Source organism: Spirosoma rhododendri (assembly GCF_012849055.1).
GTDB classification, from domain to species: Bacteria; Bacteroidota; Bacteroidia; order Cytophagales; family Spirosomataceae; genus Spirosoma; species Spirosoma rhododendri.
This window is the reverse complement of sequence record NZ_CP051677.1, coordinates 2,647,258-2,668,198: the sequence shown is the minus strand read 5'-3', so window position 1 is coordinate 2,668,198 and position 20,941 is coordinate 2,647,258. Positions and strand designations below refer to the sequence as shown.

Annotated in this window: 16 protein-coding genes and 1 pseudogene; 11 read left to right on the top strand and 6 right to left on the bottom strand. The window is 56.8% G+C overall.

What is annotated here, in order from left to right:
- Positions 1-60: 60 nt before the first annotated feature.
- From HH216_RS11065 to HH216_RS11055, 3 genes are all read right to left on the bottom strand, one after another.
- The gene (locus tag HH216_RS11065; RefSeq protein WP_169553348.1) at positions 61-849 is read right to left on the bottom strand and encodes a TIGR02757 family protein; all 789 of its coding nucleotides are present in this window, start codon (positions 847-849) and stop codon (positions 61-63) included.
- Positions 849-1,061: a hypothetical protein gene (locus HH216_RS11060; protein WP_169550872.1), complete on the bottom strand. Its 213-nt coding sequence runs from the start codon at positions 1,059-1,061 to the stop codon at positions 849-851. The genes HH216_RS11065 and HH216_RS11060 overlap by 1 nt, the downstream gene beginning before the upstream one ends.
- A gap of 91 nt (positions 1,062-1,152) precedes the next feature.
- Entirely contained in the window at positions 1,153-2,274 is a 1,122-nt protein-coding gene (locus HH216_RS11055) for a LysM peptidoglycan-binding domain-containing protein (RefSeq protein ID WP_169550871.1), read from the bottom strand.
- Positions 2,275-2,620: 346 nt separating this feature from the next.
- On the opposite strand from HH216_RS11055, the gene porX reads away from it, so the two are divergent.
- From porX to HH216_RS11040, 3 genes are all read left to right on the top strand, one after another.
- Positions 2,621-4,186, top strand: a complete 1,566-nt coding sequence (gene porX, locus HH216_RS11050; RefSeq protein ID WP_169550870.1) for a T9SS response regulator signal transducer PorX — start codon at positions 2,621-2,623, stop codon at positions 4,184-4,186.
- A 140-nt stretch (positions 4,187-4,326) separates the two neighbouring features.
- Positions 4,327-4,908 carry a Uma2 family endonuclease gene (locus HH216_RS11045; RefSeq protein ID WP_169550869.1) on the top strand — a complete coding sequence of 194 codons (582 nt, stop codon included), beginning with the start codon at positions 4,327-4,329 and terminating at the stop codon, positions 4,906-4,908.
- A 32-nt stretch (positions 4,909-4,940) separates the two neighbouring features.
- Entirely contained in the window at positions 4,941-5,531 is a 591-nt protein-coding gene (locus HH216_RS11040) for a hypothetical protein (RefSeq protein ID WP_169550868.1), read from the top strand.
- 1 nt (position 5,532) lies between these two features.
- On the opposite strand, the pseudogene HH216_RS11035 reads toward HH216_RS11040, so the two are convergent.
- Positions 5,533-7,091: pseudogene (locus HH216_RS11035) on the bottom strand (alpha-amylase family glycosyl hydrolase).
- A gap of 158 nt (positions 7,092-7,249) precedes the next feature.
- Between HH216_RS11035 and HH216_RS11030 the strand changes: the two are divergent.
- A complete protein-coding gene (locus HH216_RS11030) occupies positions 7,250-8,908 on the top strand; it encodes a glycoside hydrolase family 13 protein (protein ID WP_174842709.1) in 1,659 nt (552 codons plus the stop codon).
- Positions 8,909-9,095: 187 nt separating this feature from the next.
- The gene (locus HH216_RS11025; protein ID WP_169550867.1) at positions 9,096-9,680 is read left to right on the top strand and encodes a c-type cytochrome; all 585 of its coding nucleotides are present in this window, start codon (positions 9,096-9,098) and stop codon (positions 9,678-9,680) included.
- Positions 9,681-9,910: 230 nt separating this feature from the next.
- On the opposite strand, the gene HH216_RS11020 is transcribed toward HH216_RS11025, so the two are convergent.
- On the bottom strand, positions 9,911-10,984 hold the full coding sequence (locus tag HH216_RS11020) for an Ldh family oxidoreductase (RefSeq protein WP_169550866.1): 1,074 nt from the start codon (positions 10,982-10,984) through the stop codon (positions 9,911-9,913).
- Positions 10,985-11,347: 363 nt separating this feature from the next.
- On the opposite strand from HH216_RS11020, the gene HH216_RS11015 reads away from it, so the two are divergent.
- From HH216_RS11015 to HH216_RS10995, 5 genes are all read left to right on the top strand, one after another.
- A complete protein-coding gene (locus tag HH216_RS11015; protein ID WP_169550865.1) occupies positions 11,348-13,936 on the top strand; it encodes a glycoside hydrolase 5 family protein in 2,589 nt (862 codons plus the stop codon).
- Between the two features lie 316 nt (positions 13,937-14,252).
- On the top strand, positions 14,253-15,674 hold the full coding sequence (locus HH216_RS11010) for a mucoidy inhibitor MuiA family protein (RefSeq protein WP_169553346.1): 1,422 nt from the start codon (positions 14,253-14,255) through the stop codon (positions 15,672-15,674).
- Between the two features lie 233 nt (positions 15,675-15,907).
- Positions 15,908-17,170 (top strand): hypothetical protein, encoded by a 1,263-nt coding sequence (locus tag HH216_RS11005; protein WP_169550864.1) that lies wholly within the window; start codon positions 15,908-15,910, stop codon positions 17,168-17,170.
- Between the two features lie 77 nt (positions 17,171-17,247).
- Positions 17,248-17,682 carry a hypothetical protein gene (locus HH216_RS11000; RefSeq protein ID WP_254448786.1) on the top strand — a complete coding sequence of 145 codons (435 nt, stop codon included), beginning with the start codon at positions 17,248-17,250 and terminating at the stop codon, positions 17,680-17,682.
- Positions 17,683-17,860: 178 nt separating this feature from the next.
- Positions 17,861-19,105 (top strand): 3-phosphoshikimate 1-carboxyvinyltransferase, encoded by a 1,245-nt coding sequence (locus HH216_RS10995; RefSeq protein WP_169550863.1) that lies wholly within the window; start codon positions 17,861-17,863, stop codon positions 19,103-19,105.
- A gap of 1 nt (position 19,106) precedes the next feature.
- On the opposite strand, the gene HH216_RS10990 is transcribed toward HH216_RS10995, so the two are convergent.
- The gene (locus HH216_RS10990) at positions 19,107-19,748 is read right to left on the bottom strand and encodes an acyltransferase (protein WP_169550862.1); all 642 of its coding nucleotides are present in this window, start codon (positions 19,746-19,748) and stop codon (positions 19,107-19,109) included.
- Between the two features lie 160 nt (positions 19,749-19,908).
- On the opposite strand from HH216_RS10990, the gene HH216_RS10985 reads away from it, so the two are divergent.
- Positions 19,909-20,922, top strand: coding sequence for an NAD(P)H-binding protein (locus HH216_RS10985; RefSeq protein ID WP_169550861.1), 1,014 nt, complete (start codon positions 19,909-19,911; stop codon positions 20,920-20,922).
- Positions 20,923-20,941 lie beyond the last annotated feature (19 nt).

Here is a 20,941-nt window from a genome sequence, read left to right as displayed (position 1 = left end):
GTCTGCCAAAATAAGCCATTACAAACGGATTTTGTTTGGTATGACCCGGCCCGGCCCGCTTTATAACTCCCCTTCGACACCCAGCCCAAACAAGGCAAAGTCGTATCGGACGGGGTCGTTCGGATCAAGTTCGCGCAGCGTTTCGGTCAGGCGAAGGGCCGTCTTCCAGTCGGGTGAAGCGGGCTGATCGGTGCGGCTGTCGAGCAGACCCAGCCGGTGCGCCACCCGGTTGACGTGTACATCGATGGGGATAACCAGCTGACTCGGTTTCAGGCGGGACCAGAGGCCGAAGTCAACGCCTTTATCGTCCTGCCGAACCATCCAGCGCAGAAACATCAGCAGCCGTTTGCACGACGAGTTGCGGGCGGGCGTGGCGATGTGCTTGCGGGTGCGGGCGGGGAAATACTCACTTTCGGCGCAGAACCGGTCGTGAAACGCCATCAGGGCGGGGCCAACCGTCTCGGCGTTCGGGTCGACGCCCTGCACAAACGCATCTTCCAGCGAATTATGCTGTAGGTAGTATTCCCGGAAAAAGTGAATGAAATACAGCGCATCCGTCGCGTTGAAGGTGCGGTGTTTGAAATCCAGAAAGCGTTTGAGGTCACTCTCCTGATGCGTACGGATAAACTCGTAGGGCGAGCCGTCCATCAGGTCAATTAACTCGGCGGTCTTGCGCAGAATCACCGGGCGCTGTCCCCAGGCCAGCACCGCTGCCCAGAAGCCCATGATCTCGATATCCTGCCGAACCGTGAATTTGTGGGGAATGGAAACGGGGTCGCGCTCAATAAATGACGGCCCATTGTACTGATCGACCTTGCGGTTTAGCAGGTCGGCGACTTCGGCCCGAATCAATGCGAGCGCCCTCCGCTAACAACCCAGGCCATTGCTTTCGAAACGCCCGAAAAGAGGGCCAGCAACGTCGACATAACAAATGTGAAGACCGCAATGAACGGATAAGCCAAGGTAAACATGATGTTGAACGTCATGTAGCCGGGCGTAGCCTTCATCTTCTTTTCCCGTTCCTGATGCCGCCGGGCAAAGCGCTCTTCTTTAGTTTCCATAGTTGGGTTTAAGGTTTGTTGTTTAACGTTTAAAGTTTTGCCAGCGCAGAAGGAACATTGAACCTTGAACAACAAACCTTAAACTGCGCACCTACGGCGCGATATAACTGACTTCGGCTCGAAAACGCCGGTCGTCGGGGGAAAGTTTCGCGAATGCCTGACTCGACAGCTTTATCAGAATCTTGTCGTTGACACCGGTATCGGGCAAACGACCGATGACTTTCACCCAGATACTTTGATTGTTGAACGCATTGCGCACCTGCACCAGCGTACCGACGGGGGCACTCCGATGCAGGGCAAGGTACTTGCCCGATCCGTCGGTGCCGTCGATCATTTCGGCTACCCCCGTCGTCGATAACCGACGCCCCCGTGTCGGCATGGGCGCATCGTTGCCGGGGTGCGGCAATTCTATTTCGGTGATGGGCACGGCCGACGTGGGGCGGGACTCCGTTGGGCGGGTCGACGCGGGTTCGGTGGTGGCGGGTTTGGTCGTCGGTTTCGGCTCAGCGGGGCGCTCCGTACGGGTTGGCTCGGTTTTGGGCTCTGTCTTCGGCTCCGACTTGGGGGCTTCTGCTTTGGGCGTTTCAGCCTTTGCCGTCGGTTTTGGTTCGGCCGTCCGGGGTTCCGGCTTCGGGGTTTCTGCCCGTTCGGGCGTGGCCGGGCGCGACGTGTTGGCCGCTACCGACGGGCCGGGCACCCGTTCCAGATGTGCCTTTTCCGTCACGATCAGCGCCTGCCCGATCAGCACACTGTTCGACGGCAGATTGTTCCACTGACGGAGCTGATCCTGCGACACCCCGTAGCGCGTTGCCAGGCTGTAGAGCGTCTGCCCTTTTTCCACCACGTGAATACCGGTCCGCGTCGGGTCGGCGGCTTTGGCGGCAGCTTTTACCGTGCGATCTTCCTTGATAATAGCCTTGTCGATAGCGACCGCCTGTTTTGGGGTCAGCGCGTTGGCTGGAATAGGGATGCGAATGACCTGATCGAACCGGACGGCATCGGCCATATCGGGGTTGGCGGCTTTGATGGCACTAACCGACCGCTTGTACCGACGGGCAATGGCGAAGAGCGTCTGCCCCTGATCGACCCGGTGGAGAATGTATCGTTTGCCGTCTTTCTTCTCGACCCCCACCGAGTCAAACGGGACCGGCCGGGCGTGAACAGTGGCACTCAGAACAAGCAAGCCAAACAAACTCAAAAGGAACTGCTTCATAGGTTTTTATACGTAGTCTTCGGGGAGCGAAAGACTGCTGTAAAAGTACGCCAAAATTTATGGTTCGTTTCGATACAAACGGTGACAGACCCATTTTCTGTCTAGGTTTTCAGTTTATGCTTTTCCCTCGATTCACCCCCCGTCCCCCTGAAGGGGAGAGGACGCAGTTTTTGCTGCGGGGACTTCTCCCCCTTCAGGGGGACGGGGGGTAGATGACGACCAAACCCAACACCTTCCCGCTGTTAAAAAACCTTAATTCTGAACCCGCCGAACAGAAGGAGACGTTTGCAGTTAAACCAGTTCGGGCTTTATTCTTTGGAAAATGGCCCGCCTAACCGTTGATCTCATGCAAAACTATTCGATACTCTGGGCCGACGACGAGATTGATCTGCTCAAACCGCATATCCTGTTCCTGAAGAATAAAGGATACGACGTGACGCCCGTCAACAGCGGAGCCGACGCACTCGATCAGGTAGAGCAGTCCAATTACGACGTCGTCTTTCTGGATGAAATGATGCCGGGTATGACCGGGCTAGAAACGCTTGGGCAAATCAAGCAGATGCGGCCCAACCTGCCCGTCGTGATGATTACCAAGAGCGAAGAAGAGCACATCATGGAGGAAGCAATCGGCTCGAAAATAGCCGACTACCTCATCAAACCGCTCAACCCGAATCAGATTCTGCTGTCGGTTAAGAAAATTCTCGACAACAAGCGACTCGTCACCGAGCGAACCAACATCGGCTATCAGCAGGACTTCCGCAACATATCCATGCAGTACAACGACCGTATGGATTTCGACGAATGGGCGGAAGTCTACAAAAAGCTGATTTACTGGGAATTGGAACTCGACAGTTCGCAGGATAAGAGTATGCTGGAAGTGATGAATATGCAGAAAAGCGAAGCCAACGCGACCTTCTGCAAGTTCCTCATGGACAACTACGAAGACTGGCTCAACGACCCGAAGGCACCTCACCCGGTGATGTCGCATCAGCTGATGCGTAAGAAGGTATTCCCACTGCTGGACGCAGGCAACACGCAGCCTCCGCTGTTTTTCTTGCTCATCGACAACCTCCGCTACGATCAGTGGAAAGTGATTGAGCCGCTGCTGGCCGATTATTTCACGGTGGAAGAAGAGTCGTCGTACTACTCGATTCTGCCCACCACGACCGGCTTTGCGCGGAATGCCATTTTCTCCGGTATGATGCCCAGCGAAATGGAGCGCAAGCACCCCGATCTGTGGGTCAATGACGATAACGAAGACGAAGGGCTAAACAACCACGAAGACGAGTTTTTGCGTCGGCAACTGGAGCAGAGCCGCCTGAACGTGAAGATGTCGTACCACAAAATTCTGAACGTCAATCAGGGCAAATCGCTGGTCGACAACTTTAACAACCTGCTGCAAAATCAGCTCAACGTAGTCGTGTTCAACTTCGTCGATATGCTGTCGCACGCCCGCACCGATATGGCGATGATTAAGGAACTGGCCCCCGACGAGTCGGCGTATCGCTCGATTATGCGGTCCTGGTTCCTGCACTCGCCCCTGCTCGAATTCGTGCAGAAAGTAGCGGCAAAAGGCGGCCGTCTCGTCGTTACGACCGACCACGGCATGATTCGGGTGCAGAAACCGGCCAAGATTGTCGGCTACCGCGAAACGAACACTAACCTGCGCTACAAGCAGGGCAAGAACCTTGGCTTCGACGACAACCACCTGTTTGTCGGCCGCAAGCCCGAGCGGCTTTTCCTGCCGAAGCCCCACGTCTCGACGGCTTATGTGTTTACGCTGGAAGATTACTTTTTCGCGTACCCGAACAACTACAACTACTACGTGAATCACTACCGCAACACGTTCCAGCACGGCGGTGTCTCGCTGGAAGAGGTAATTATCCCGTTTGCGTATCTGAAGGCGAAATAGGGAGTTGTAGAGTTATATAATTGTAAAGTTGGCTGACGCCTGACTTGCGCCCCGGTTCTTATGAAGAACCGGGGCTTTTTTTGTCTAAAATCGCTTATAAACCGCTATCTTTCAACGTCAGACTCAACATCACTATCCGTATGATTGCAACAGAAAAGCGGCTCTATACGCCCGAAGAGTATCTGACGCGCGAACGGCAGGCCCTCGACAAAAGCGAATACTTTGCCGGTGAAATTATTCCGATGGCCGGCGCAACACGCAACCACAACCGCATTCGCGACAACGTAAATGGCAAAGTTATCAACCATCTCGAAGAGGGACCCTGCCAATCTTTCTCATCCGATATGCGGGTCCATCTGCCCGAAACGGGCTTGTATGCTTATCCTGATCTGGTAATCGTCTGTGGCGAGCCAGCCTTGTTGCCCGGTGAATTCGACAATCTGCTCAACCCAACCGTACTGATCGAGATCATGTCTGACAGTACGGAAGACTACGACCGGGGCCGTAAATTTTTCCGATACCGCGCCATTCCAACTGTTCAGGAATACGTGCTGATTGACGCGCAAACGATTGAAGTGGAGGTATGGAGCAGAAACGAACTCGGTAAGTGGACGTTGGCTGAACAAATAACCGACCCCGCCGGTCAGTTTACGATTCAATCCATCGACCTGACCATCACCCTGCAACATACCTACGCCCGTACGGTTGGGTTGCTGGCATAGACTACGAATTCAACTTCACAGACAAGCCTTCCATGCAGCAATTTTCTACACTGACAATCAACCTTACGAATCAGCAAATAGAGTCGAGTCTGGTAAAGATTAAGGCCGGCCTTGCCAAATATCTCGCGATTCAGAAACGATTCAACGAGCTGGAAGGTCAGCCAATACATAGTGACGACAACTTTAAAAAAAGCGTCAACGGTTTTTACCGCATTCGACAAAAACCGGCTACCTGGTACGCTACTTTCTACAAACTACTCGATGACTCGCGTAGTACAAAACCTGATTTCGCCACCGTATTGCATGAGTTGTCCAAAGCCACGAACAGGTTTGAAGTTTCATTCGCCAGCAAACTGCTCGCAACGATTGACCCTCAAATGCCCGTCATCGACTCTGTTGTGCTAAAGTACCTGAACGTAAAAATACCAGCTAGAAAGGGTGAAAATTATCAGGAACGGCATGACGCAGTTTGTGCCCTGCATAGCGCAATGAGCCGCTGTTACATGGATTATCTCGCATCGGAGCAAGGACAACGGCTCATTACTCAGTTCAGGCAAACATATCCCAAAGCAGATATTTCGACTGTCAAAATGCTTGATCTAGTTCTGTGGCAAACCCGTTAGACTACGCCAGCACAACGAAGCTGTAGGCAGGTACGCTTACTGTACCATCCTGAAAAGTACCCCCCTCCACCGACGACCAGACCAGTTGCTGACACCAGCTTTCGTTGGGCGACAGCACCACATCAATCGCCTTTCGGGACAGATTATGCACGACCAGTACACGCTGCCCATCGGCCGATTGTCGGGTAAAGGCCAGCGTACCCCGCTGCCGGATACCCGCTTCACCAATCCGGCTCAGGTTGTCGTTGAGCACCGGGTGGCTGTTGCGGAAGTGAATCACGCGTCGGTAATGGCTAAACAGCGAGTTTGGGTCGTTGCGTTGGTCCGATAAGGGCGGATAGTTTGGCTGGTCGAGTAGCGGCCCCGTCGCCAGGAGGTGCGCTGCTTGTCGTGGGCACGGTCGGCCCAGAGAAACGGCTCCCGGATGCTCTCGTCGGGTTTCATGCCCAGCATCCCGATTTCTTCGCCGTAGTACAAATACGGATTTCCCGGCAGGGTCAACAGCAGGTTAGCGGCCGTTGTCAGGTGTTTTGGGCTTCCCTTCAACAGACTACCGATGCGGTTCTGATCGTGGTTCGACAGGATAATGCCGTCGATAAACTGCGGGTTCACTTCTGCAAAGGCCCCCTGTACATACGTCACAAACTCCACCAGATCGTCGGAGTCGTATTCCCGGCGCACCACCGATTCAATAGTTTCGGCCAGATCGAAATTAAAATTGGCGCGCAGCCCCCGGAAGTAAGGCGCGATGCGTTCCGGCCGGGTCCAGACTTCACCGACGGTATAGGCCCCCGGTTTGGCGGCTTCTACCACCTGCCCGAACTCGTACCAGAACTGATGATTTTTCGGCTCCTCAAACTCGCGGTACAGATGCCGGGCCGCGTCGAGCCGGAACCCGTCGACGCCAATGTCGTTGAGCCAGTACCGGGCCAGTTTGAACATCTCTTCCCGTACGGGTGGGTAGTCGAAATTCAGGTCGGGCATCCCGCCCCAGAACATACCGTAGTACTTCTCCGGATAGCGCGCGCCCGGCACCGCATGCCACGGATTTTTCTCCCCCGAATCGGCTGTGATGTCGCGGGTGTTGAGCTTTCGCCGACGAATCTCGTCGGGTGTCAGCCAGTGGTAATAGTTTCGGTACGGGCTGTCCGGTCCTTTTGATGCGTCGACAAACCACGCGTGCTTCGTACTTGTATGGTGCAGTACGAGGTCGATAATCACGTCGATACCGCGCCGGTGCGCTTCGGCGATTAGTCGCCGAAAATCGTCCAGCGTACCGTATTCCGGGTCGATGCCGTAGTAGTCCGTGACATCGTATTTGTGGTAGGTCGGCGAGGGGCTAATGGGCATAAGCCAGATGGCCGAAATACCCAAATCCTGCAAGTAATCGAGGTTGGCCGTTACACCGTTGAGGTCACCGATACCATCGCCGTTGGAGTCGGCGAAGGAGCGTACAAAGATTTCGTAGTGAACCCCCGTCAGGCCGGTTTTCAGATTGCCGTGGGGCGTATGTGGGGAAGACGTATTCGGTACAGATTGGGCAGATTGTAGTGCCGTCATTGACATAGGTTATGGGAATCGACCGGAGAACGGCAGGCGGTCTAAATGAGTTTGACGAAGCCGCGAAAAAATGGACCCAAAATCATAAAAATCAGCTGAGCTGACGGTGGGATTCCATCAATCCTATCTTTACAAACAGAACTAATTGCGCTATAACCTTGGAAAAAATTTGGTGGAAAGAAGCGGTCGTTTATCAGATTTACCCCCGCAGTTTCAACGACAGTAACGGCGATGGTATCGGTGATTTACCCGGTATTATCGACAAGCTCGACTACATACAAAGCCTGGGCGTCGACGTCATCTGGCTCAACCCGATTTACGGCTCGCCCAACGACGACAACGGCTACGACATCTCGGATTATCAGGCTATCATGGCCGAGTTTGGCAGCATGGCCGACTTCGACCGCCTGCTGACCGGCCTGCACGAACGGGGTATCAAACTGGTCATGGACCTCGTCGTCAACCACAGCAGCGACGAGCACATCTGGTTTGTCGAATCCCGCAAATCGCGCGACAACCCGTACCGCGACTATTACCACTGGTGGCCTGCCGAAAACGGTAAACCGGCCCCGCGCTGGAGTTTTTTCGACAAAGACGGCGACGCCTGGAAATACGACGAAACGACGAACGCATATTACCTGCATTACTTTTCGGAGAAACAACCCGACCTCAACTGGGAACACGAACCCCTGCGCCGGGCCATCTACGACATGATGCATTTCTGGTTCCAGAAGGGTATCGACGGCTTCCGCATGGACGTGATTACGTTCATCTCCAAAGACACGACCTTCCCGCCCATCCCCGACCGGTATCAGGGCAAAATGTGGGATTATTTTTATGCCTCGGGGCCCCGGCTGCACGAGTATTTGCAGGAGATGAACCGGGAGGTGCTGAGCAAATACGACGTGATGACCGTTGCCGAAGGACCAGGTACATCGACCGAAACGATTCTGGACCTCGTCGCCGAAGACCGGCACGAGCTGAACATGGCGTACCACTTCGACATCGCTTATCTGGGACTGCTGCCCCGCAAGATGATATCGCCGACGGGCTGGAACCTGGTCGAGTTCAAGGCGATACAGTCGCGCTGGGATGCCGTTTTCGCTGAGCGGGGCTGGGGCACTATCTACCTCGGCAACCACGATCAGCCGCGCATGGTCAGCCGGTGGGGCAACGATAGCCCGGCATGGCGCGAACTGTCGTCCAAGATGCTGACGACGTTTATTCTGTCGATGCGGGGAACGCCCTACTACTATCAGGGCGACGAACTGGGCATGAGCAACATCCGGTTCGACCGGATCGAGGACTACCGCGACCTGGAAACCATCGGCTGGCACGGGCTGGTGCAGCGCGAAGGGGGCGACCTGACGCAGTTTATCGAGTCGCACAAAGTGACAGCCCGCGACAACGGTCGTACACCCATGCAGTGGGATAATTCGGCCAACGCGGGCTTTACCACCGGCACGCCCTGGCTGAGCGTAAATCCCAATTACCCGACGGTGAACGTAGCGACGGAAGAAGCCGACCCCGCCAGCTGCCTGCACTATTTCCGAAAGATGGTGCGACTCCGCAGGGAAAACGACGTGCTGATTTATGGCCAATACGCGCTGCTCGACGCGGCCAATCCGCAGGTCTACGCCTATACGCGAACCTGGGAAGGCCGCCGTCTGCTGGTACTGCTGAATTTCTCTGCCGAACCGGCCACGGCTACTATCGACCTTGACTTGAGCCGGGCTACCGTCCTGATCGGTAACTATCCATCCAACACGCCTTCGACTGAATTTCGCCCTTACGAAGCGGTAATTTACGATCTGTAAGCAGCACACCGTCTGCTCGTTACCAAAAGCAGCCCTGAGATTTGGGGCTGCTTTTGTTTTTACCAATCGCCCGGCTTATTCGCAGAATAACCGTTTACTCATTTCGGCTTCCAGGAGTATGAAATCTGGCAAATAACTGACAGATAATTAGCTACTTAGCACGATTTCACAGAACCCCTTTTTTACCATGAAACTATCCAATCTAGTAGCACTAACTCTCGTTTTTGGCACCGCCCTGCTGACGGTCAGTTTTTCCAGCAAACCCGCTGAGCCGCCAACCACTGCGGTTCGGCTACCACCCGATCAGGCACTCGTCAAGCGGGGTGAGTATCTGGTTGCAATTATGGGCTGTGGTGACTGCCATTCGCCAAAAGCGATGGGTCCCCAGGGGCCCGAACCCGTAGCAGGCAAAGCCCTTTCCGGTTACCCAGCCGACCGTACGCTGCCTGCGCCGAATACGGATGCACTAAAAGAGTGGGTGCTGTTCAACGGCGACAATACAGCCGCCGTGGGGCCGTGGGGCGTTTCGTTTGCCGCCAACCTCACCTCCGACGCGTCAGGCATCGGCAACTGGACGAGAGACCAGTTCAAACGGGCGTTGGTACAGGGGAAGTCCAAAGGTATTGCTACCAACCGCATGCTGCTGCCACCGATGCCGTGGCCCAATTACCGCACCATCAAAGACGCGGATCTGGATGCCATCTTCGCGTACCTCAAATCGACGAAGCCAGTAGAAAACGTTGTTCCGGCTCCGGTCCCGCCTAGACGTTAGTCGCTATATATAGTTGCGGATAGCCAGTTTTTGTCATTCCGAGCCTACGAGGGGGCTTCGAAGCTGGGCTGAACCCTTTTTCTACCGAAGATTCCTCGCAGGCTCAGAATGACAAAAAGCGTCAAATTTCAACAAATCAAGCACTTGCTTTCGTACATCACTTCACGACGAAGCCGTTCGTTGACCCTACAGAAACGCAGGCCCAGCGAACGGCCTCGTTTCATTTTCTATTACTGCGCCAGCGTTACACCGAAGCGTTCACCCAGTTCGAGCAGGCTTTTCATAACCGGCTCCACGACGGGAATCCCGTTAGCAAGTCGGTCGGCTTCCATCATCCGCTCGGGGTCGCCGGGAATCAGCACCTGTTTGCCTTCAACCGCTTTTGCCTGCCGGAATCGCTGAATCCAGGTATCCATGTGGGTTTTGAATTCATCGGCGGGGCGGAAGGCGTCGATACGCATGGCACCGAAGAAATGGCCCGTCCCCTGCCCTACACCTTCGTTAACACTCATAAATCCCGCGGTAGCGAAAGGTGGTACCCACGGCCCGTAGTTCGCACCCGACAGCACGCCCGAAAAAATATCGACGATCGCGCCCAAGCCATAGCCCTTGTGCGAACCGTGTTCACGGTCGGTACCCAGCGGCACGAGTGCGCCCCCGTTCCGCACGGCGTTGGCATCGGTCGTGGGGTTGCCTTCGGCGTCCTGCGCCCAGCCCAGCGGGAGGTCCTGCCCTTTGCGTTGCAGGATTTCGAGTTTTCCGTAGGCCACGGCCGTGCTGGCAAAATCGGCCAGAAACGTCGGTTCGGTAGCGGCCGGAACAGCAACGGCGATCGGGTTGGTACCCAGCATCTTCTCCAGCGAATAGGTCGGCGCGACGAGCGGTGCCGCGTGCGTCATGGCCTGCCCGATCATGTCGTGATCGGCAGCCAGCAGGGCATGGTAACCGGCAATGCCGAAGTGGTTGGAATTACGCACCGCGACCCAGCCCGTTCCAGCTACCCGCGCTTTCTCGATGGCAACCTGCATTGCCCACGGGCCCACCACAAGCCCCAGCCCCCTGTCGCCATCGACAACGGCAGTCGACGGTGTTTCGTGGACGATCTGCATACGTGGCTGCGGGTTGATTCGTCCATTGTCGTACAATCGGACGTAACCCGGCAGGCGAGCCACTCCGTGCGAGTCGACCCCGCGCAGGTCGGCGCTGACCAGCACGTCGGCGGCTAGTTGGGCGTCGGATTCAGAGCAGCCAATGGCCAGAAATATCTGTTCGGTAAAAGAGCGTAGTGCGTTGGCAGAAATCATGGCGCAAAAATACGTCTTTCTGCGCTTTGCTCTCCCCTCCCCCATTTTCCGACGTTGATTCGTTGACGAGCCACGGTTAGCCCGTCCTGCTCGTACGGATTCTCACTTTTTTCAAGCCGACAACCCGGCGGCAGGGCACTGTGCACTGGTGGATGTTATGCATTGACTGACAACGTCAAGTACGCACCCGTCAATGCCAGACAGTCCGTAGCACGGGTCGAATCGGCTTTTTTGGTCAATCGATCTGAGGAACCATCTTCGTCGGGCGGTCGTACGTTTTGTAGTTCCGGGTTCTCACCCTGCTGACGAGCCTGATGCTCGCTTCGGGGCGTTAACCGTTTAGAAAAACACCCTTGCCAACGAATGAAGAAACTTTTTGTGGGCCTGTTGCTGCTCGTCGGCACGGTCGCCAATGCGCAGAAAACAGCCGATGTATACGTCGATAAAGCCGGTGTGCTTCGCTGGGGAAAAACACCCGGTCAGCGGCCGGGTGCCGAAGTGCAGGGGTTTGGTACCAACTACACCGTACCGTTTGCCTACGCGTATCGCACGGCGAAGAAGCTGGGTGTTTCGCCCGAGAAAGCCATCGCCGACGACGTTTATCACTTCTCCCGACTAGGCTTCGACTCGTATCGGGTCCATGTCTGGGATACGGAAATCAGCGACACGCTCGGCAACCTGCTCGACAACGACCATCTGCGGCTCCTCGATTTTACGCTCAAACAGCTGAAAGACCGGGGCATCCGGTTTGTGCTGACGCCGATTGCATATTGGGGCAACGGCTGGCCCGAACCCGACGAGAAAACACCCGGCTTTTCGGCCAAATACGGCAAGGCAGCCTGCCTGACCAACCCCGATGCAATCCGGGCGCAGGAGAATTACCTGTACCAGTTTCTCAATCACGTCAATCGCTACACGGGTATTGCTTATCGTGACGAACCGAATCTGACGGTGCTGGAAGTCAGCAATGAGCCGCACCACGGTGGTACACCCGCGCAGGTGACGACCTTCATCGACCGGATGGTGACGGCGATGCGCCGGACCGGTTGCCAGAAACCCATTTTTTACAACATCAGCCACAGTATTCACCTCGCCGACGCCTATATCAACTCGACGATTCAGGGCGGTACATTTCAGTGGTATCCCACGGGTCTGGAATCGCGGCACGCCCTGACCGGCAATTTGCTGCCCAACGTCGACCGGTACACGATCCCCTTCGCCGACAAGCCGGGGTTCAAAAAGATGGCGAAGATTGTCTACGAATTCGATGCGGCCGACGTTGGCAGTTCGTACATCTACCCGGCGATGGCGCGGAGTTTTCGCGAAGCCGGTATGCAGCTGGCGCATCAGTTTGCCTACGACCCGACATACATGGCCGCGTCGAATACCGAATACGCGACGCACTTCATGAACCTGGCCTACGCGCCCCAGAAAGCGCTGAGCCTGAAACTGGCGTCGGCGGTTTTTCACCGGGTGCCGCTGTATCAGTCGGGGAAGCGGTTTCCGGCCGACACGCTATTCAACGATTTCCGCATCAGCTACGTCCGCAACCTCGCCGAACTCGTCACGGACACGCAGTTTATCTACACCAACGATACCGACGCCAAACTGCCCGCCCCCGACAAGCTGACCGAGATCGCGGGATACGGCCGGTCGGCGGTGGTCCAGTACGACGGCACGGGCGCGTACTTCCTCGACCGCATCGAACCGGGCGTATGGCGACTCGAACTCATGCCCGACGCCGTCTGGGTGCGCGATGTGTTCGAACGCAACAACCTGAGCAAGGAAAACGTGGTCATCAACTGGCGAACCTGGCCCATGACGATCAACCTGCCCGACCTCGGCACCGACTTTACCATCCGCCCACTCAACGACGGCAACGCATTTACCGGGCAGGTCAGCGGCATGACGGTACCCGTATCGCCCGGCTCGTATCTGCTGGTACGCAAGGGTGCGACGACACAATTGTCGGGCAATAGCCGCTGGAAAAATCTTACGCTAAACGAGTTTACGGCCCCGGCAACCTCAGTCGCGCAGACGTATGTGTTGCACCAGCCTTTCCCGACCGCTACAACCGGACAACCCTTGTCGCTGACGGCAACGATCGTTTCGGTCAACGAACCCGAAGCGGTCAACCTGTTTCTAACGGGTGTCGATCAGCAGCGGCAAACGATTCCGCTGCAACGGAGCCGGGGGTATACGTACACGGCCCAGATTCCGGCGTCGCTGGTTCGCGAGGGCATCCTGCGCTACACCATCGCCGTAACGGAAAAAGGCAATACACGAACCTATCCGTCGGGCGTAGCGGGTAGCCCCGACAGCTGGGATTTTTACGATACGGCGGCCTGGTCCGTCCGGGTGATGCCGAAACAGACGCCCATCAGCCTGTTCAATGCCGCTACCGACACCGATCGACTGAGCCGGGATTACCTGCCGGAGTCACGGCTGTTGCCCCTGTCGGAAACGGGTGATGCCGAACTGTGGCTGCCGATTACCAACCTGGCGACGACCGACCCGGAAGACAAAAACGCCAAACCGATTTACGATTATTCGATGCGCTACTACGTCGCGGCAAACGTAGCCGGGCGACGCCGTGACGTATCGTCCTTTCCCAATCTCGTGCTGTACGGCCGCTCGCTCGATAACCAGCCCTGCCCGGTGCAGGTAGCCCTGATTACGCGCAGCGGCACCGTTTACGGCGGCACGGTCCTGGTCGACGCGACGACGGGTCGGTTTGCGGTGCCTGTCAATCAGTTGAAACCGGTACCGTTCGTCAGTCTGCCCCGTCCGTACCCGTCGTTTCTGCCTTACTTTATCAATACCACGAGTCCGGCAACCCGCTTAGATCCGGCGACGATCGAGTCGATTCAGCTGTCGGTTGGGCCGGGGATGACGCCGGCGCAGGCGAACCAGAAACACGACCTGCGCATTCGCCGGGTAACGCTGGAGTAAGAAAAGTTTACAACCCGGATTAAACGGAGCCGTATCGGGTGGGGTCTATGGAATAACTACGTCAACGTACTCTAGTGGGTAGTTTACCATTCATTAACACAAATCCGATGAACCGATTACCGTTGTTGCTTTTCGTTTTTCTGTCCACACTTGCCCAGGCCCAGTCGGCTGATGAGCTGCGCGTGCAGGCTACGCTTCGGCAGGCCACCGTTTTTCTAAATCGCGCGCAGCTCGCAGCACAGGCCACGGCAACCATCGACGCGGGTACAACCCGGCTGATCATCGACAATGCCCCGCCCAGACCGACCCGCAAAGCATACAGGTATCGGGCAAGGGCGATGCTGTTATTCAGGGGGTTCAGTTTCGCACCAACTTCCTCGACAAAGCCCCGCGCCCGGCCTCGTTGCAGCGGCTGGACGATTCACTCCGCACGACGCGCGACGCCTACGAATCGCTGCTGGTGCAAAAGGACGTGCTGGAGCAGGAGCGCAGCCTGATTCTGGCGAACAAGGAAGTCGCTGGGAAGGATCAGGGCGCGACGGTCAAGGCGGTGTCGGAGATGGCGGCTTTCTACCGCGAACGCCTGACCCGCATCGGGCAGGAGTTGCTGGTGCTGAACCGACGTATTATCGAACAGAAAAAACGCGTCGACCGGCTGGATGCGCAGGTAAAAGAGCAGGACGCCAAGCGCGAACGGCCCGTTGGTGAGATCGAAGTGACGCTGACCGCCCGCAGCCGCACGGCCGTTTCGCTGAATCTGAGCTATGTCGTCAACAGCGCGGGTTGGTCGCCCGTGTACGACGTGCGGGTGCGCGACACGAAAAGCCCGGCGTCGCTGGCGATGAAAGCGCAGGTGTACCAGAATACCGGCTTCGACTGGCAGAACGTCAAACTCACGCTCTCGACGGCCAACCCCACCCTGTCTGGTTCGTCGCCCACGCTAAACACCGACTATGTTGGTTTCTATGACCCGAAGCCACCAGTAGCATACAGTCAGGCAGCACCAACACTTCGCATGAGCGCACGTGCTAAAAAAGCTGAACTCGAAGGTGGTCCGAACGCCGAAGAAGTCATCCCCGCCCCAGCCGCCGACCTGACAAACACCGCCACATTTACGCAGGCCGTCGATCAGCCGACCAACGTCAGTTTCGACATTGCGATTCCGTACACAATTCTGACCAACAATCGTCCGCAACTGGTCGACGTACAGACGGCAGAATTACCGGCGTCGTACCGCTACGAAATCACGCCCAAGCTCGACCCCGACGCGTTCCTGACGGCCCAAATCACAGGCTGGGACAAGCTTAACCTGCTCAACGGCACGGCCCGCATCTATTTCGAAGGTACGTTTGTCGGTGAATCGCAGGTAAGTCTGGCCGAAGCTAAAGACACGCTTTCCCTGTCGCTGGGCCGCGACAAGCGCATCATCGCCAAGCGCGAACAGATCGAAGACGTCAACTCGCGGCAGACCTTTGGCGGCAATCAGCGCGACGCCCATGCCTACCGCATTACGTTGCGCAACACCCGCCCCGAACCGATCAGCCTGACCGTCTACGATCAGATTCCGGTGTCGACCGACGAGCGGATTGTGGTGCAGCTAACCGAGAACGGCGGAGCGCAACTGAACCCCGAAACGGGTAAGCTCACCTGGCGACTGACGCTCAAACCCGGCGAAAGTCAGGCACTGAGTTTCCGTTACGAGGTCAAGTTTCCGAAAGGTAAAGTCATCACCCAATAAGGGCTTACACGCCCTTTCCGAACCGGCTCCGCTACATGGCAGAGCCGGTTTTTTTGTTTTCAGCCAACGCTATTTCACCGACCAATCATCACCTTTTCCGGCTCCGGTCAATAAAAGGAGGAGTCGGCAGTCGGGTAACGCTGCTTATTTTTCATGTAGCTCATCGGCTACTGCCGCCAACGTAACGATATACCTCAATCGCAACCTGTCAACCTCCTTACAACCAATACCTTATGAAATTCTATCAAGTCGTAGCTCTGTTACTGATTGGCCTGGCGTACACCGCGGTTTTTATCGCCAACAACTACCTCATGAATGGCCTGTATGGCGACGAGATTCACTTCTGGCCCACGGTGCTTCTGTTTAGTCACGAACCGATTCCGTCGGCCCACCTGCTGAATACGTACCCCGAAGTCATTGCCCCGCTGCCGTTTATGGTTGGCGGCTGGGTTATCAACGTGTTTGGCGAATCGCTTCAGCATCTGCGTCTGCTCAGTTTCACACTAAGCTTCGGCATCCTGACGCTATTTCTGGCGATGAGCCCCAACGCCAAACGGTTCTGGCTGGCCGCGCTGGGGCTAGTCGCGTTTCCATACTACTATTTTTGCAGCACGCTTTTCTACACCGACATGACCGCCCTGACGTTTATTCTGCTGGGCTGGGTGGCTTACCTGAAGCGGGTGCACTGGGCCAGTTGCCTGTGTTTCGTGGCGGCTGTCAGCTCCCGGCAGTACGCCGTCGTCTTTCCGCTGATCATCCTGTGCTACGAAACGCTGCCAGCCCTGTTTGCCGATCCCCGGCCCGGCACGATTACGGGGCTGATGCGGCAGAAGCCGTACCTGTTTTTCTACGTGCTGGCCGGGCTGACGCTGGCAGGCTGGTTACTCTTCTGGAAGGGCCTGGGACCGGCTCCCGAAATTGCCCGTCAGAAATACAACGGCACGGTGTATCAACCTTCCTACCAGCCCGGCTTTGTGTTGTACGCAGCGGCCTGTCTGGGGCTCTACTACGTCTTGCCGGAGCTACTGCTTACCCGCAGATTCCAGTTTTACGCCCTCCGAACGCAGTCGGCGGCTAGCGTGCTGGGCTGGCTCGTACTCATTGGTCTGCTGGTCACCACCTTTCCGGCCGTGCAGATGAACGACGGCTTTTTCGTAGTCCCCAACCTCGGCTTTTTCGACCGGCATCTGGAGATGGTTGGTATTAGCGGAACAACAAAGCAAATCCTGTTCGGCGGGCTGATGTTCCTGACAGTGCTGCGGTTTGCCAGTCCGGTGAGTGGGCTGGCGGGCTGGGTCGTTCTGCTCAACCTGCTGCTCATGGGCAAAGCGCATATCGCCTGGGATAAGTACCTGATGCCCACGGTGGCTACGCTGTGGTTACTTACCCTGTTCGATGCTCACTGGCCAGCCGCCGAACGCAACATGCGTCCGTCAACGCTGATCCGATTGGTTTCCCGCCGGGTAAGTCGGGAACCTGCTCCGGTGGACGAATAGCTTATTCCGGGTATCGGCGAACAAACGGGACGTTTTGCGTTTATATCAGGTAGACCATTACCCCCACCTGCGCCACCATGATTCGTCTGCTCATCACAACGCTATTCTCCATTGGTTTCTTCCTTTCCGGCTACGCCCAACCCCGCGACACGCTGACGATTGAGCAGCAACTCGAACGGCGGGGCGGCATCTATCTGGCCCAGACCCGTCCGACGAAATACCTGGCTCTCGACGTCAACCACGCGCTCGGCGGTTTTCACCGGTATCGGTTTTTTCCGGGCGATGAACTGCATTTCAAGGCGCGGGGCGAAAAGTACCGGGAAGAACTGTATGCCGTCAGCGATACCACGTTCACCATACTAATGGCCAATGAAGTGATGAACCGCGACGAACCGGTGTCGTTTCGATTTGACGAAGTGCAGAAGGTGATGCTACACCGTCGTATTCCGTTCGTCACTGCTGCGGGGACGCTGTTTCCGCTGGCGGGGTCATCTACGGAGCGGCCGACCTGATTCGCGACGAACGGTTCAACCGAGGAGTAATTCCGGTTGTGGGCGGTTTGATTGTCAGCGGTGGTATCTTCCACCTGCTGAGCAATCCGCGCATTCACATCAACAAAAACCACCGGCTGCGGGTATTGCGGACGTATTGAGTTGGCCGAACAACGGGTAGCCCCCTATCTTTGCGGCAATGACTGCCGTTCGACTCTCTCACCCCCACCGCCCCGTCCGGGCGACGATTCCGCTGGCTTCTTCCAAAAGTGAAAGCAACCGCGCCCTCATCATCGACGCCCTGACCGGCTTCCGCTGCGACCTGACTAACCTCGCCAGCGCCCGCGATACGCAGACCATGATCCGGCTGCTGAAAAGCACCGAGCAGACCGCCGATGTTCTGGACGCGGGTACGACGATGCGCTTTCTGACGGCTTATTTCACCGTCACCAACCAGCAGAAAATTATGACCGGCACGGCGCGTATGTGCGAGCGACCCATCGGTATTCTAGTCGATGCGCTGCGGTCGTTAGGAGCCGACATTACCTACCTCAACAACGAAGGGTATCCACCCCTGCAACTCAACGGCTTTACGGCCAACGGCAACAGTGAACTCAGCATCCGGGGCGACGTGAGCAGCCAATACGTATCGGCCCTGCTGATGATTGCGCCCCTGCTGCCCAGCGGACTGACGATCAACCTGACGGGTGCGGTTGGCTCGCGGCCGTATATCGAAATGACCATCGAGCAGATGCGTCATTTCGGGGCCGTTGTCGATACCGACTGGACAGCCAACCAACTGCGCGTTCAGCCGACACCGTACACACCGCAGAGCTACGCCGTTGAATCTGATTGGTCGGGGGCCAGCTATTGGTACAGCGTAGCCGCCCTCGCCGACGACGATACGGCCGAACTGGAACTGCTTGGGTTGAAAGCCCGCTCGTTGCAGGGCGACAGCGCCATCGTCGACATCATGCGGCCGTTGGGCGTCGAAAGTACATTCACCGAAACCGGCGTCCAGCTGACCAAGCGCCCTGCCGAACCCACGCTCGAATGGGACTTTACCAACTGCCCCGATCTGGCGCAGACGGTAGCGGTTTGCGCGGCCATGAAAGGTATCCGGCTGACGCTGACGGGGATTGAAAGCCTGAAAATTAAGGAGACCGACCGGGTCGCGGCTTTGCAGGCTGAACTACAAAAACTCGGTGCCGAACTGGTAGAGGTCGAGACAAACCACCGCTACGAAGTGCGTCGGCTGATGCAGCCGCTGGAAACGCTGTCCGTACCCGAAATCGACACCTACGACGATCACCGGATGGCGATGGCCTTCGCGCCGGTAGCGATGCTGCATCCCATTGTTATTCACGAGCCGGGCGTGGTTGCTAAATCATACCCGAGTTTCTGGGACGATATGGCGCGGGTCGTGACGGTTGAAGAAGTGTAGCTTACCAGCTTACGTTTCGCTTCACCACGCGGGCCGGGTTCCCGGCAATCAGCGTGTTTGGTTCGTCGAATGTTCCTCTGACGACCGAGTTGGCGGCTATCACACAGCCGTCAGCGATGGTCGTGCCCTTGTAGATCGACACCCGCGACCCGACCCATACCCGCCGGCCCAGGGTAATATCGGGCGAGGGTTGCGCCTTGCGGCCTTCGTAATAAATCTCGTGAAAATCGTCGTCGAGAAACTGGCATTCCCACGAGATGTTGCAGTCGTCGCCGATGCGTAGTGTGTGCATGATAACGAACGTGGTCAGTGCGTTGATAAACGTGCGCTGCCCCAGCTCGATACGCCCCTGCGCACCAACTGCCATCCGGCACCCCCGCCCGATCGACGCGGTACCCTTACAGTCGAGCCGGCCATCGATGTTCAAATACGTTACGTCGTTGCGATGGACGAACCCAGCATAGTCGAGACCAACTTTCAGCGGTCCGTTGGTTGAGATATGGTCGGCGTGTTTGATAATGGCCTGCTGGTGCGCGAAGATCATCTTGCCCGATAGCCGGTAGCCGAGGTAGCGCATCAGCACGGTTAGAAAAACAGAATCTGACTTCCGGCACAGCGCGTACAGCCGCTTCAACTCATTCATAGGTACTGCGTAAATCGACGGTGAAGATAGGCAGCGAACGGTCGTTAGCGCGCACACCGCCATTTTTTCGTCATCGGTCAGTCGATTTGCACGTTCGGTCACCAGCCGCCCGGACGCCCCGCACCACCTTTGTTGCGTCTTCAAACAAACACGTTTTGTTATGCACACGCCCCCTAAAACACTGGTGCTGGGCGCAACCGGCGGTATCGGTTACGCGATTACGAATAGCCTCCTTGCCCGGCAGTGGCCAGTAACGATACTGGTCCGCAACCGAGCCAAAGCAACGGCACTGTTTGCCACCAACCAACTGCTCACTATCGTCGAAGGCGACGCGCAGGATGCCGCCAGGGTCGATGCACTGGCGGCCGATGTCGACTTCATCGTTCATGCCATCAACTACCCGTATCATCAGTGGTTTGGCCGGATGGAGTCGGTGACGCGCCACGTCATCGAAGCCGCGAAGCCCCGCCCCGAACGAACCCTGCCCGGACCGGCAACGATTGTATTTCCCGGCAACGTCTACAACTTCGGCAATACCCACCAGCCCATCCGCCCCGATAGTCAGCCAGCGCCCTGCACCCGGAAGGGGCAACTACGGGTCGAGCTGGAGGCCATGTTACAGCAAGCCGCCGACGCCGGGCAGTGCCGCGTGCTGACGGTTCGCCTGCCCGATTTCTGGGGGCCGAACGTACTGAACGAAGGCATTGCCCCGGTGCTGCGGGGCGCACTAACGGGTCAGCCGATGCCCTGGCTCGTAAACGCCGACATTCCGCATCAGTTCGTCTACACACCCGACGCAGGCGAGGTAACGGCCCGGCTAATGGAACAGCACTGGCACGACCGCCTGACATCGGCAAACGAAGTACCGGCGTATCGCGTCTGGAATTACGGTGGCACTACGCACACGTCGATGCGCGACTGGTTTGGGCAGATGATGCAGCAGACCGGGAAAGTTTCGTCCGTCCGGGTCTATCCGCGCTGGCTTTTCTCGGTACTGGGTCTGTTTAATCCGGTTATGCGGGAAGTGAAAGAGATGCTGTACCTCTACGAAAATACAATTCGGCTCGACGACCGCGACACGCTGGCGGCCCTACCCGACTTCCGCCCGACGCCGATGAATCAGGCCCTGCGCGATACGCTGCGCTGGTTCTCCGAAACGCAATTGAAAAACTAACTCCACCACTTTATCTACC